Below are 13564 nucleotides of genomic sequence, written 5' to 3' on the forward strand. Positions count from 1 at the left end.
AAGTTATTACGTAACGCGATTCGCTACAACAAAATCCGAATTCCCAACCCGAAGAGGATCCAGAGCGACACCAGTCCTAATTGTCTGACACGAGTGGAAAATGCATGGAGGAGCAACTCGAAGGAGAAGAAGAGCACCACCAGTTTGGCAGCGAAGATACCCAAATGCGAGACATTGGCACTGACCTCTGGGAGAAGTGGAAATGTCACGGCCAAGAACACCATCAAATAGTCGAGCGGTGTCGTCTGAAAACGGCTCTCTTGATTGAATCGAAGACTTAACAGCACCATGATCGCGGCGACGATAAAAAACACGTTGTCCGCCATCACGACGGCAGAAACAGTACCAACTCGAGATCCTTCACAGACATAGAGCAAAAACGTGGTTCCGACATAGAGCCCCCCGCGCACGAAGTATGGAGCAACCCTCGAAGAGCATGAGAGTCCGATCAATACGACTGCGAATAGGGCAATCGAGACATATCCCACGTCACTAGGAACCGTCGATGGAAGAAATACCAAGGCAATCAAGAACAATGGAACGGTCACGGCCAAAAACTGGATTGGGACATCCGTCAGCCAAGGCCCGTTGACAAATTTGCTGATGCTGGCATTTGAGAGAACAGAGCCTGCTCGTGACGCTGGGGTGTGAAGAAGTCCTCGTCCCACGGCAATAAATAACATGAGAACCGAGAGCGCCAACACAAGGTAGAGCGGCACGATGAGTCTGTCTGACTGCCACCGTAACAGATAGGCCACACCCAACATACTAGCCTGTATGAGATAGATCACAGTCACAGCTTCGTAGTGAGTCAGTCCAACTGTGAGCAACTTATGATGGATATGAGCTCGATCTCCAACGAATGGCGACCGCCCCTCGGCTAATCGTTGCCCCGTGACTCCGAGCGTATCCAAAAACGGAAGGCCCAGGAGAAATAGGGCAAGACTCGGCGTGAATGGCCCACGCGATGAATCCGTCAGCAAGACGGCCAGTACCCCCATCATGAATCCCAGGAGTTGGCTGCCTCCGTCCCCCATGAAAATGCGGGCAGGATACGTGTTGTACCGCAAGAACCCCAAAATCGCGCCAAGAAATGGAACCGTGAGCACGAGAACCGTCAAGTCACTAGAGAGATACGCCAGATAGGCAATCCCACTGAGCGTTAAGAACGACAACCCACCGGCCAGGCCGTCTAAGCCATCTGTCAGATTCACCGCGTTTGAGACGCCGATCAGAAATGCGACCGTCACGAACATCCCAATCCAGGCAGGCACTTCCACATCAGGGAGAAAGGGAAGCGTGGTAAACCAGATATCTCCGCAGATCACCACAACAAGCGCAGCGAACAGTTGGCCGACAACTTTGGTTCTGTAGCCAAGATCAACTCGGTCGTCCCACACACCGAAACTTACGATAATCCCGCAGCCTAATAACACTGAGAATGTCGTGGTATCTTTAGGGCCCCACCAGGCAATCGAGGCGCAGGCGCCGACAGCAAACGCAATCCCACCGATCCGTGGCACCGCATGCTCATGAACCTTCCGCCCTCCCGGCTGATCCATGATCTGGAAGCGCTCTGCCACAATCCGTAAGAGCGGAATCAGAGCCATGCAGACCAGCAAAGCGGTCATGGAACTGAAAAAGAGTTCATTCAGCATGGGTATTCTCACTCCTCATACACAGTGCTGTTCAGTCCGGTATAAATCTCGCCAACTCTCCCCCAATGGCTACGGCGAAATCCTGGAGACGTTGGTCGACCATGAATTCTGATTCACCGGGGCCGACGAGCGCAGCCAACCTGACCAGCGCTCCGTCGGTCCGCTGTCGAGAAAATGCGTCCCACAATAAGTACATCTTGACCAAGTATTCGCTTGTGAGATTACGCTCGCGTTGTTTAAACCAATACAAGACGATTTGCTTTTGACCGCCTTTCTGAATGACAACACGATTGGCCCTCAGCGGCTGCATGCTCATATCTGAGATTGGTAATTCCACTTGCGTTAATGACTCAATTTCCCACCCGCCGCCAGGCAGACAGCTTTGAGGTGAATGAGCCGACTGCCCTTTCCGCTGTGACCGATAGTAGGCGGCATAGAAATTTATCTGCTGCTGGGGATTCAATCTATAATCCGCCAGAACATAATCATCAAACCGAAGGACATCGATATACTGCTGTTCGAGAGGAAATGGCTGACCGCGCCATCCGTTGATCTGCATCGGAAAATCGACAAAGGCGGTTCGTTGAGGAGGACTTTCTTCACGATCCATAAGCAGAGTGCCAAGCAACGCACATGGCGCAAACAACGCCACACTGCATAAGTAGGCGGGGCCGGGTGAGAAGATCCGGTTAGGGAGAACGCTCACCTCACGTTTCGCGACGGCCCCTACTTCCGGATTTCGCCATTTCAAATGCTCCCGCAACGATCTTCGAGGTGCTTCCGTGCCGAGTCTTCCTAACCACGCCATCTCGAGAATCAGTAACCCAAAACTCACCATGAAAATGACCCAGCCTTCAAAGAGATGGTAGAAGCCTTCTGCAGCACCTTTCCCATGCAGCTCTACCAACACGCCGATCATGCCAATCCGAAAACCATTAATCAGTATAGAGATGGGAATGGCTGAGAGGACTAAGATGACTCTCTTCCATATCTTGTCCTTAAAGAGATAGGCGCAGAGTAACGCAAGCGAGAGCAGGGGCAGCAGATACCGAATCCCACTGCAGGCTTCCACGACCTGCAGCTGAACAGGCCCTAGATCGATGACATTGCCTTCACGAAATGCCATTACCCCAACAAGCTGGAGGCAGCCGACGCCGAGCGATGAGGACCACAATTGAAGTTGGCTTGAGAGATTCGCATAAACAAAGGTGGGAAGCGGTATCGCTGTCAGGAGATAGCCAAGGGGAAACGCAATCACCTTTGTTCCGTGAATCCCAATGAGCGTCATAGCCAGTCCGACCAGTACAATCCATAAAGAAAGATGTAGGACAAGAAAGAGGGTCGAGAGTTCCCCCACCACATAAAGAAGGAGGCCACAACCGATAACGGCCAAGCCCCACCATGATTGCTTCGTTGGCATGTTGGACAACTGGTGTCGGGATTGCCATATAAGAACCCCTGAGATGAGAGGAACGAACAATCCGTGACTGTAGTCCTCGCTCTCCAGCCATCGGCTGATCAGAAACAGAAGACTATCGGCATATAGATAAAGCAAGAATGAGACGATCAAGACCGATGAAACGAATAGAGCGCGTGTACTCGCCATAAGACAGCTTCACCCAACCACTAGTGAGAAATGAATAAAACAAGCGACGCCGATCCGACCAAGCGGGGCGAAACCTGATTGTCTATTGGAACCGTAACTCTGTCGATTGATTTCGGAGAAAGAACGGGCTTGATATCTCCTGAGAGATACCAAGCCCCTAATGACCAGAAATGAGGAAGTTACCTAGACTTTGGACGTACGAAGATTTCTCAATCCTCCCGCTCCCAACCCCACTAAAGAAATCAGCCCCGCGCCGAACAGAAGAACCGCCGTCGGCAGCGGTACTGCCGTCAAACTACTGATCGACCCTACATAGGCGCCTGGAACTCCATCGCCGTCCTCAAAAAGGAGTCGCCATCTGGCACTCCCACCGTTCAGACTGTCCAAACTAGGAGGATCCTGAACGTTCAGATTCAATCCTCCTCCAATCTGGTTAAGGCGAAGCCCAAAACTGAATGGAGTGCTGCCATCCGATAGGGAATTACCGCTGGCAGCAGTAACCAATTCCCATCGGTCGCCATTGCCCCCCCCCAGCGAAATATTCTTCGAAAGCGTGACGGCATTAGCACCTGCCGCGAACGATGACGTATAGAGGTCAGTCCCATTAAAGCTCATCTTGAAGCTGTAATCCTTTACCGTGCCATTGTAGACACCACCACTCCCGACCGTTGAGTTGTCATATTTAAACAGTCCGGAAATTTGAAAGGAGCCAGTCGTGTCACCATCCAGATTGCCGGCAAACGAATACGTCATCAATGCTGCTTGCGCTCCCGTGACCGGAACCGAGAGGGCACAGATCGCTGCAACCGGCAGCGCAAATCCCCTCCTAAACCATCGTTTCATCATCTGCATACCACAACTCCTGTTAAAGGTTGCCGAATAGTTACGCTATTAGGAACACGCATGAATAGATGATTGGCTAGCAATCCTCAGGCCAAACCACAAACCTCCTATGTCTCTGAAAACTAAGGTAGCAGACGTACCCCCCCTGCTCATAACTGTGTCAACATTCCTGCAGCAGCGTTCAAATATGTAACGGCACTGAATCACTCGGCAAAAACTTCTCGCTACTCCGTACCCGGACGAATGCTCTACTAAGGATGGTAACGCGATGCTCCTGGGCAGTAGAACCGATGCGTACACAACAGCCGTCCAGCCAATCATCACTGTCACCAAATCACCTTTGTCTTGAATTCAAACTTGCAATGATTGCCCCATAATGCGATGCCGAATTGATGGAACCCCTGGCATAAATTCATCGAGCAGGAATCGACAATTCTGGAGCTTGAACAGGGGACCTTCCGCAAACTATCTCAATCGCAGAAACAAGCTTTCTGGCCAGGACGATGCGATCAAAATGTTCCATCACAAACCTTCTTCCGTTCCTGCCCAATCGTTGACACAGCTCCTTGTCGTTTGAAAGCGCCAATACACGAGCAACCAACTGATCAGCATCCTCAGGTTCAATCCAGAGCCCCGCCTGAGCAACCTGAAGCAACTCCGCACTCTCCCCCTCTACGCCTAGAACAATCGGTTTCGCCATAGCCAGGCTTTCAAATATCTTCGAGGGTATGACCGTTTTGAACAAATCAGACTTTTTGAGGAGGACAAGACTGACAGCTGAAAGGGCCCAGAAGTCCGGCATACGGCTTTTCGGTTGCTGATCAAGCATCATCACGTTCTGAAGCCCCATTGCGTTTCGCATTTGAACGAGCACCTGCCGTTCGGCTCCATCACCTACCATTAGAAAGACGATGTTTGGGATGTGACTCAATCGACGGGCTGCCTCCAAGATCGTCTCTAAGTGGTGAGCCATGCCGTGGGTCCCAAAGTAGGACACAACAAACTTTCCCGTGAGCCCAAGTTCTTCGGCAAGCGCGGGTGCGCCATCAACTGGGGTATAGTGAGCAAGATCCACACCATTCTTCACGACGGCAATCTTGTTCGCCTCAATACCCTTGCCGATCATGTACGCTTTGAACGAATCGGTCACAGGAACAATGAGGTCTGCGTTGTGATAGGCGAATCGTTCGACCCATTCCAGCGTCTTGATGATAGCCTGACTCTTGATGGCCCCCACGGCAACGATTGATTCTGGCCAGAGATCACGGATCTCCAGCACCCAAGGAATCCTTCTCATCTTGCCGACAAAGTATCCGGCGAGACCATTAAAGAATTGTGGTGAGGTAGAGAGAACGACGTCTGCCTTTGGCAGGAAAAGAGAGACAACGACCGCAGAGCACATGTATGAGATATAGTTCAGCGTTCGTTTTAAGAAGCCTTCGTTTGCCGTTACAAAGGTCCAAACCCTGATTACAGTGATCCCGTCCTTTATTTCCCGTTGATAAATCCGATTACGATAACCCTCGTAGACCCGTCCCTGAGGATGATTTGGTGCACAGGTGACGACGGTTACGCGATGTCCGTCTTTGACCCATTGCCGACAATGTTCAAAGGTCCTAGTTGCCGGGGCGTTTACCTCTGGAGGAAAGTAGTGTGATAGGAAGAGGATTCGCATGCCGGTGAGCCTCAGTGGACAGGTCTCTCGCTTTCTGGATTCGATAACTCAGCTGGAGAGGAACCTCTCCAGAACAAGAAAAGGCTATCACGGGATTTTTGTAGCTCAAACCAAACTCTGGAAAATAGCACCCCGACTCACTTGTGGCCCGGCCAACACCCAACAGTTCGATTGTTGCGATCACCTCCCTACCTCGCTCGACGCGAAAGATCCGATCTCCCGACGCTACGATCGTGAGATCTGGATGAAGGTGGACGACACTCTCCATGTGATGCATTCCCATTCCTCCCAATTCATCCGTCACGACCCAACTTCCATCCCCATCGTAACAAATCCGTCTCTTGTGAATCGGCTTCCCTTTCAATCTCCTATATCCATCATGTGCGCCTTCAAACACAACTGATTCATTCTCTGTCCTTTTGATATGTGATTGAATCGGTCTCGCCCGTTGCCCCACCCGAAACACGTCCCATATCTCCGATTGCTCCACCCCATCAAGGATGACAGTATTATGAGCCTTCGTACTTCGTGCATAAGCCCGTTCATGACTTGGCTCATAGTCAAATACTCCGCAATCTACAACAACTCGTCGCCCCTCGAGTGCAAGCTCATAACTGAGGGTGTCGCAATGGGCATGAGCCGGGTTGTAGTCAGGGCCAATCGGCCCACAGTCAATGATGATCATATCGCTCGCTTTACGACAAACATAATACCCGCTCGGCGCAAACGCCTCGATCGTCAGGTTCGTTGATCGCTGTGGCTGCTTGTATCCGATCACCCGTTCGGCGTAGCCGAAGATGTGAGACGGAGCTGGAGCGATACCGAATGCAGAATCATTGAACAGAGGAATCTCTCCATCGGGCAAGCAGATGCCACTCAGGAAGTCCAACGCTGTCGTCACCTTACAGGCAAATTCGCGTGTGATCTCACGTGTGATCGCTGTGGATGAATTTTGCGTGAGGTTCAAGACATCAAGATAGTCAACGACACTGATTGAGTGATACATCGGGCTTCTTTCAAAGTGTCCGCCATCGGCAAGAAACTGTTCCGTGAGTTCATCCCGCAGAATCCTTAGGCCTTTTTGAAGCCACCTTTCAGCATCAGTTCCTTGGAAATACAGTCCGGCGAACAATAGCGCGACACCATTCTTCAGATAGTGATTTGCCAAGAGATGATATTCTATGTTGTGCTCCAGCCATTGTACCTGTTGATAGAGACTTTCCACCCACGCCTGCTGCGGATGCCGTTCACGCGGTTCTTCAAGACTACCTCTCTCCGGCAACAGAAACCACTTGATCCAGTTCACGCTCCGGAGCGAAACCGTATAGGGTTCCCACGCGTCCTCCGTCCCTGGCGGATTGTGCTGAATCCAATCACTCATGAGGAAACACTTATTTTCATAAGAGCGCTGGGGATCATGGAGATAATCAAAATAGTGCAGGTTATAGCGCCAGAGCTTAGGCATGTCCTTACAAACCCAATCAACATTTCTCAACGGGATACACTTTGACTGCCTCAGGAAACACAGCTGCGAATCGTCTCCGGTAGGATTGGATACTGAGATGCCAGGAAGTATTGAGACGCCTGAACGCCTTCTGACGTTAGCTGCTTTGGCTACAGACCGAACCTGTGGAAGGATTCGTCGCTGGAAAAAGTATGCAACCTGTAAAGGACGAAGATATACGAGCGTCCTGGCATAGAGGCCCAATTGCTTCATCAAAGGAAGGCACCTATGCAAGTGCATCCATGATGTCAAAGGTGACTTGCGTCACCTCGACGAGTTCATCCCAGGGAATTGGGGAGCAGGCACCTCGACGAATGGCATCCACAAAAGCTGTGACACACGCCGCCTGTCCCTTGTCCTGGCTCCACAGATCCATTTTTCGAAATCCTGGCCAGCCGTAGCCACGAAGTTTCCTGAAGTTTTCCAACCGCAGCACCTTGCCACTACAAAACACCTCAAGCTGCTCTTTCGGAAATGATTTATGGCCGTTTGAGAAGTAATGGACCGTACCAATCGATCCGTCCGCAAATCGTAACGTGACCGTCACATTGTCCTCGCCCGCCGACATCGCTTGGATACCAATAATCGGCGATGCAGCGAGAAACCGAAGCAGGTCCACAAAATGGCATCCTTCGCCGATGATCCTCCCTCCTCCGATCAGTCGATCCTGAGTCCAGTGGTCACGGGGAATATGGCCCGCATTGATCGTCATAGCAAACGTCTTAGGTTCTGAGATTCCAGCAAGTAACTGTTTCATTTGCTGAATCTGTGGGGCAAACCGACGATTGAATCCTACCATCACGAGGGGTGGCGATGCCTGTGACCTGAGGCAGTCTTCGTAGACGTGACACAGCGTCGTCAGTTCTTCTCTCGTAATTGCCAACGGTTTTTCTACAAACACATGCTTGCCAGCCTTCAATGCTTCACCGGCGAATGTCGCATGGCTATCGTGCCTGGTCGCGATGATGACAGTATTGTTGTCAGCAGATTCAATCACACACCGATTGTCGCTTGTGACTTCTAAAAATCCAAACTTACTGCCGGCATGAGCCGCACTCACACCCATGCTGCTTGCAACCGTTCTGAAGGCGATTCCCGTTTTTTTAAAAGCCGGCAACAGAACTTGCGTGGCATAGTTTCCTGCGCCAATACACCCCACGACTGGTTCCGCAGAAGAACGATCGCCTGTGAGCAGCTCATTGGAACGCGACAGCGTTCGCTTCAGCAAGCGACCCTGTGAAAACACGTCCGATTCAGGATATTCTAAAATTATTCCGAGCGAGGGAGATCGACTCGAGATCAAATCGTAGGCAGTCGTGGCTTGATCAAATGGGATACGATGCGATATGAGCACGTCGGTTTGGAGACGACCGTCCGCCACCATGTCAAGAATCGCCTCAAAATTTCGCTGCTCCGTCCATCGGACAAAGCCAACAGGATAGTCGTGGCCACTCTCCTCATAGGTGCTATCATAGCGACCTGGCCCATAAGAACACGACACCTGAAAACTCAGCTCCTTCTCATAGAAGTCAGCACGCGACAGTTCCAGGCCTGCAACTCCCACAAGTACAATTCGAGCTCGTTTTCGGCACATTAGAGCCGCTTGATGCACCGGCTCATTGCTCTTTGTAGAAGCGGTAATAATCACCGCATCCACGCCTCGCCCCCTTGAAAATACCATCGCCGCTCCTAGCGGATCGGCATTCTGATTTAGATCAACCGTTTCTGCTCCCAGCTGCTGAGCAAGCGCCAACTTATTCTGGTCATAATCCAATCCCAACACTCGACACCCATGCGCTCTCAATAACTGAACGGTCATCAGTCCAATCAACCCAAGTCCTGTCACTACCACAGCTTCACCAAGAGTTGGCTGGACCAGCCGGATCCCTTGTAGCCCAATCGCACCGATCACGGTAAACGCAGCCGCTTCATCACTTACAGAATCAGGGATTCGCGCACATAGGTTTTTCGGCACACAGACCATCTCTGCATGTTTGCCGTTTGATGCCACACGATCCCCTACGGAAAAGCCAGCCACCCCACGACCGACCTCGACCACCACCCCAACATTGCAATACCCCATGGGTAATGGCTGATCTAATTTGTTCCGGACGGCCTCAAGTGTGGGCAGGACTCCATCTGTCTTAATCTTATCGAGCACCATTCGTACTTTTTCCGGCTGCTGGCGTGCCTTGTCCAGCAGGTTGGCCTTACCAAATTCGACAAGCATGCGCTCGGTTCCTACCGACACCTGCGACCGCGTGGTTCGAATCAGAAGATGATTTTCCCTGATCTTTGGGGTTGGAATATCAGCAAGACTGGTCCCTCCGGAGGCGAGGTTCTGCAAGATTTGTTTCATGATACCTCGCTTACTACAAAACGAAGTTTTCCCGTTCGGCTGCGTTTAAGGAATGACACATATTCCACTCTGATAGCTACTTCGCGGCCTAGGCGTTTACAGGCTTCATCCAGAAGACGTCGTTCATCCTCAGGGCCATAGCCTTCCCGTTTGACAATCTTAAAGATGATTGTCTTGCGCTCGGGTTGGCAAATTTGTGCTTCCCTGACCTGGGTTAAGTCTTTGAAGATATGGTCTAGCCGGCCCAATCGAACTCCAGACGGGAGAACAACATAATCCTCTTTTCTGCCGTCAATGGATTCCACCACTCGACCGGACATCTGGCACGATGGTCTCTCGGTGGGAAGCCGCACATGATCGCCTGTATCATAACGAATTAATGGAAAAGCTGGATTGCTCCAATTGGTTCCAACAATTTTATATACATCGGATTGCTCGTCTACCGGAAGAAACTCCACAAGTGAAAAGTCCTCATCCACATGGAGGTGACCATCAGGGCATTCGGAAATATTGGCAACAGATTCTGCCTGTCCGTAATGTTGTCGGACGGGGCAGCCAAACGCCTTTTCCATCAACTGCTTTTGCTGGGGAAGCAAATTCTCTGCACCGGTCGTGACGACGGTCGGAGTTCTCTTCAACGATTTTCCTCTTTCCAATAGATAACTGGCGATCAGCGAGAGTAGCGATGGGTAGCCATGAAGCCATGGCGGAGAATACTTATCAAGCGCGTCGAGATAGGCACCGGCCGTGGTAGGCGACAGATGATATCCACTAAACAGAATCTGTCGAGCAGGATAGTTAAGTCTCCAGAATGGTGGAGCAGACTGGCGCAAAGGAACCACCGACCGACCACCAAAATAGCCGCACCACATGTCTTGAGTCAGGCCATGCCATGCTCGATACCGCCACCAAACAGCCCATCGTTCTTTCTCTGCAGTCACGGTTTCATAAAAGACCAAACCGCTGCCGGTCGTCCCACTCGTATGACTCGATAAAAGACGGTCCTCTTCCACTCCAGGATTTCGAATCACCTTTGCGTGCTCTTGTACTTCAGGTTTTGTCAAGACCGGTAACTTCCTCACTTCATCCTCTAGGTTTTCAACTGACGCGTTTACTCCATGCTGTTCAAATCGTTTCTTCCAGAAGGGACAACCGAGGGCAGCTTGGACGTGTGCATGAAGACGGACCCTTCTGAGTTGCCTCTGCTCCTCCAATAGACTCCCTGCACGCCTATCCAATGTCCTCTGGATTTCCCGGAACTCGTGGTTGTATCTCCGATTGGATAATCTCCAACCTTCCACGGAGCAGGCCACATGTTGCAGGGTAATAGGAAGGGACTTGTACACATCCTCGGCAGTCATTGGTCAGTCTTTCCCCTGAAAAGCCACGGCTTAGATAGTGCCAATCTTAACCCAATGCACGGATATAGTACCCAAACACTTGTTCTTCTCGACGGTCTTGACGCAACGCAGGCATATCCCATGAGATTCATACTTGAGGAATTGCTGGACGGTTCCTCTATTCACCTCGGTCAACGCAGACCACCCTTCAGTTGAGTCGCCGATGCAAAGCAGACCAACAGATGCCGCGCCTTCACCCATACATCTCTCAGTTTATTCCCAACGTAAGACCGAGAATCTTGATACACAGGAAGGAGAATTTTCTTTCGGCGGTGGTGCTTGAACCATTTCACATATTCGCGGTGCTCCATACCAGCAAATGGCGTCAGCCGCGCAATATCTGCAGATTCTCGCAATGCCTCCGATAAGTCGTAGTCAACGGCACCTGTCCTTCGATTGTAGGAAAACCAATGACAATTCATTTCCTGGGTAGACAGAACCCATTCAAACGCGAGCTGGCGCAGGGCGAAGTCAGGAAATCGAACATTTCGGCCAAACACCTGCCCTTCGGGGAAAAACCAATTGCCAAGCCCATATACAATGGGCTTGTTCTTGTACAGTTCGATGCCCTGAACACAATGGCTGTGGCATCCAATTACCGCAGACGCTCCACGATCTATGGCCATGCCGGCAATTTGGCGATGCATCGGTTGAGGATAGAGCTCTAACTCATAATCCCAGTGCATGAGCAGGATAATCGGCTTCTCAGGAAATATCTTTTGCGCTTTATCAATACTGGCAAGAACCGTATCCAAAGATAGTGGGTTTACACCGGCCTTATTCGCAGATGCTACCCGACATCCAATGATGTCCCAACCGAAACTTAAAAATACGACATCACCTTCTGCATCCTGTAAAAGCACTGGGCGTGATGCTTCCTCCAACGAATCGCCTGCGCCACACGACAGGATCCCATGCTCGCGTAGCATTCGAATCGTAACCCGCGGGGAACGATCAATATCGACAATGTGGTTGTTCGCAAGCGAAACCAAGCGAACATGATTTCTCTGGAGATAGGCCAGCACGCTCCGATCATTGTATAAGTGCGTGCCCCGAGGCTCCACACCTTCGTGACGAATTGCCCCCTCAAGATTTGCCACTAGCGTGCTCGCACCGAAATAACGTTCGGTCAATGGCGGTTCTCCACATGCCGCGGTTGGAATAGCTATATCTCCCACAAAAATCATGTGCCGTCTGGATTGGCTCCTAGTGGTTCAGCGCATCGACTTGGTCATGCCTAAGCACTTTCCGACCCTGACTGCCGTACCGATGATACAACTCGTCAATACAGTTTCTGTACAGCTCATACTTCATCGCTTGGGTTGGCAACGTTCGAAGGATGCGCTTCCCCTCTGCAATCAAAGATGTCCATAACCTCTCATCCTCGCAGACCCTCCCGATTGTAAGTGCAGCATCCCGTGCATTCATTGGTTCAAAATAGGCACCCGATGCTCCACACACATCCCTCGCAAACCTTAGATTTGTCGTAATAATAGGCAGGCCCATCGCCATGGCTTCCGGGTAGTTTGCAGAAAAGGTCTCAAGCACTGAGGGAAGAAAGAGCATCTGGCAAGTTTGATACATTTCAGGGCCTCGGCTGACTGGAACAGGCCCCACATTGACAATCCGATCACTCACACCAAGCGCAGCAGCCTGGGAGAGAATCTTCTTGAGTCCAGGACTCTCCCCTGGCAAGGTCAGAACAAACTTCACCTGACGGTTCGGGCAACAAGCCTGAAGCTCTTTTGCAACAGCAGGTATGATCTCGAGATTCTTGTGCTTATAATAGGCTGACAAGCAGAGAATGTTTAGTGTCTCATGCGGTGATGGCATCGCTGCAATCGCCTCCGAATGCAGGTATTGGTCCGCACAATTGTTGGGGACCACTGCGATGCGCTCTTCGGAAATGCCCAGTCTTCTGACTAACCCTGTTTTTGCAGTCTCGGATTCTGTAACCCAGGCATCTGCCCTTCTAAACATCCATGCTTTATACAGAATAGTCCCCAACAACGTAATGGCCTCGATGGGGCTACGGACGGTCCTCCATGCCCATTGATCTCCATGAGTCACCCATCCATCTGCCACTCCACAGAGATGTAGAGTTTCAAAATCAGCGTACGCAGGACCAAAGAACGTGAACACGAGATCAGGGTTAATCTCTTTCACTAACGTTTGAAGCATCTTCCGGCTTCGATTGCTTCTTGCCGGAGATTCGTCGATGACTGCCATCTGCTGTGGCTGAGGCCTGAGGCCAGACTTTTGAAGTTCCACAGCGACGTTCGGTGAAATCACAAAATGCCACCTAATGTGATCCACTCTTGCGAGGGCAGTACCAATAAACGACACCGCCGCTTGCAACGCTCCTCCCTTTACGAGCGTTGAGCAATTAAGCAAAACGTGCAAGATAGGCCCTCCACTCAAGCTGTACACGTGCAGGGGGGACGACGCAAACCTCTGTGACCGACGTTCGTATAGGAACGCCCCCCACGGAAACTCTCTTGCTCTCAAGACAGCTTCGG

The 13564-nt window shown here is 51.1% G+C and carries 9 protein-coding genes; all 9 read right to left on the reverse strand.

The features are described 5' to 3' along the window. Nucleotides 1-23: 23 nt before the first annotated feature. The 9 genes from COMA1_RS15175 to COMA1_RS15215 all read right to left on the reverse strand — a co-directional run bounded on the left by COMA1_RS15175 (nt 24) and on the right by COMA1_RS15215 (nt 13475). Nucleotides 24-1658: a glycosyltransferase family 4 protein gene (locus tag COMA1_RS15175; RefSeq protein ID WP_090750051.1), complete on the reverse strand. Its 1635-nt coding sequence runs from the start codon at nt 1656-1658 to the stop codon at nt 24-26. A gap of 31 nt (nt 1659-1689) precedes the next feature. After that, complete coding sequence (gene xrtD / locus COMA1_RS15180) at nt 1690-3264, reverse strand: VPLPA-CTERM-specific exosortase XrtD (protein WP_090750053.1); 1575 nt, start codon at nt 3262-3264, stop codon at nt 1690-1692. A gap of 183 nt (nt 3265-3447) precedes the next feature. Next, nucleotides 3448-4116 carry a hypothetical protein gene (locus tag COMA1_RS15185; protein WP_090750054.1) on the reverse strand — a complete coding sequence of 223 codons (669 nt, stop codon included), beginning with the start codon at nt 4114-4116 and terminating at the stop codon, nt 3448-3450. 403 nt (nt 4117-4519) lie between these two features. Beyond that, nucleotides 4520-5782, reverse strand: coding sequence for a glycosyltransferase family 4 protein (locus COMA1_RS15190; protein ID WP_090750056.1), 1263 nt, complete (start codon nt 5780-5782; stop codon nt 4520-4522). Continuing rightward, nucleotides 5724-7247 (reverse strand): heparinase II/III family protein, encoded by a 1524-nt coding sequence (locus tag COMA1_RS15195; RefSeq protein ID WP_176698097.1) that lies wholly within the window; start codon nt 7245-7247, stop codon nt 5724-5726. Before COMA1_RS15195 ends, COMA1_RS15190 begins: the two co-directional genes overlap by 59 nt. A 265-nt stretch (nt 7248-7512) precedes the next feature. Continuing rightward, nucleotides 7513-9645 carry a bi-domain-containing oxidoreductase gene (locus tag COMA1_RS15200; RefSeq protein WP_090750061.1) on the reverse strand — a complete coding sequence of 711 codons (2133 nt, stop codon included), beginning with the start codon at nt 9643-9645 and terminating at the stop codon, nt 7513-7515. After that, complete coding sequence (locus COMA1_RS15205; RefSeq protein WP_176698098.1) at nt 9642-10709, reverse strand: phenylacetate--CoA ligase family protein; 1068 nt, start codon at nt 10707-10709, stop codon at nt 9642-9644. Before COMA1_RS15205 ends, COMA1_RS15200 begins: the two co-directional genes overlap by 4 nt. 467 nt (nt 10710-11176) lie before the next feature. Continuing rightward, complete coding sequence (locus COMA1_RS15210) at nt 11177-12232, reverse strand: CapA family protein (RefSeq protein WP_090750066.1); 1056 nt, start codon at nt 12230-12232, stop codon at nt 11177-11179. A 19-nt stretch (nt 12233-12251) separates the two neighbouring features. After that, on the reverse strand, nt 12252-13475 hold the full coding sequence (locus COMA1_RS15215; protein WP_342672706.1) for a glycosyltransferase family 4 protein: 1224 nt from the start codon (nt 13473-13475) through the stop codon (nt 12252-12254). Nucleotides 13476-13564: the final 89 nt, after the last annotated feature.

This window comes from Candidatus Nitrospira nitrosa, from assembly GCF_001458735.1.
Taxonomy (GTDB): Bacteria; Nitrospirota; Nitrospiria; order Nitrospirales; family Nitrospiraceae; genus Nitrospira_D; species Nitrospira_D nitrosa.

What these genes read in the sequence shown, in the direction of transcription:
- COMA1_RS15190 (WP_090750056.1), bottom strand. Translation starts at nt 5,782, where the DNA reads ATGCGAATCCTCTTCCTATCACACTACTTTCCTCCAGAGGTAAACGCC.
- COMA1_RS15195 (WP_176698097.1), bottom strand. Translation starts at nt 7,247, where the DNA reads ATGCCTAAGCTCTGGCGCTATAACCTGCACTATTTTGATTATCTCCAT.
- COMA1_RS15200 (WP_090750061.1), bottom strand. Translation starts at nt 9,645, where the DNA reads ATGAAACAAATCTTGCAGAACCTCGCCTCCGGAGGGACCAGTCTTGCT.
- COMA1_RS15210 (WP_090750066.1), bottom strand. Translation starts at nt 12,232, where the DNA reads ATGATTTTTGTGGGAGATATAGCTATTCCAACCGCGGCATGTGGAGAA.
- COMA1_RS15185 (WP_090750054.1), bottom strand. Translation starts at nt 4,116, where the DNA reads ATGCAGATGATGAAACGATGGTTTAGGAGGGGATTTGCGCTGCCGGTT.
- xrtD (WP_090750053.1), bottom strand. Translation starts at nt 3,264, where the DNA reads ATGGCGAGTACACGCGCTCTATTCGTTTCATCGGTCTTGATCGTCTCA.
- COMA1_RS15175 (WP_090750051.1), bottom strand. Translation starts at nt 1,658, where the DNA reads ATGCTGAATGAACTCTTTTTCAGTTCCATGACCGCTTTGCTGGTCTGC.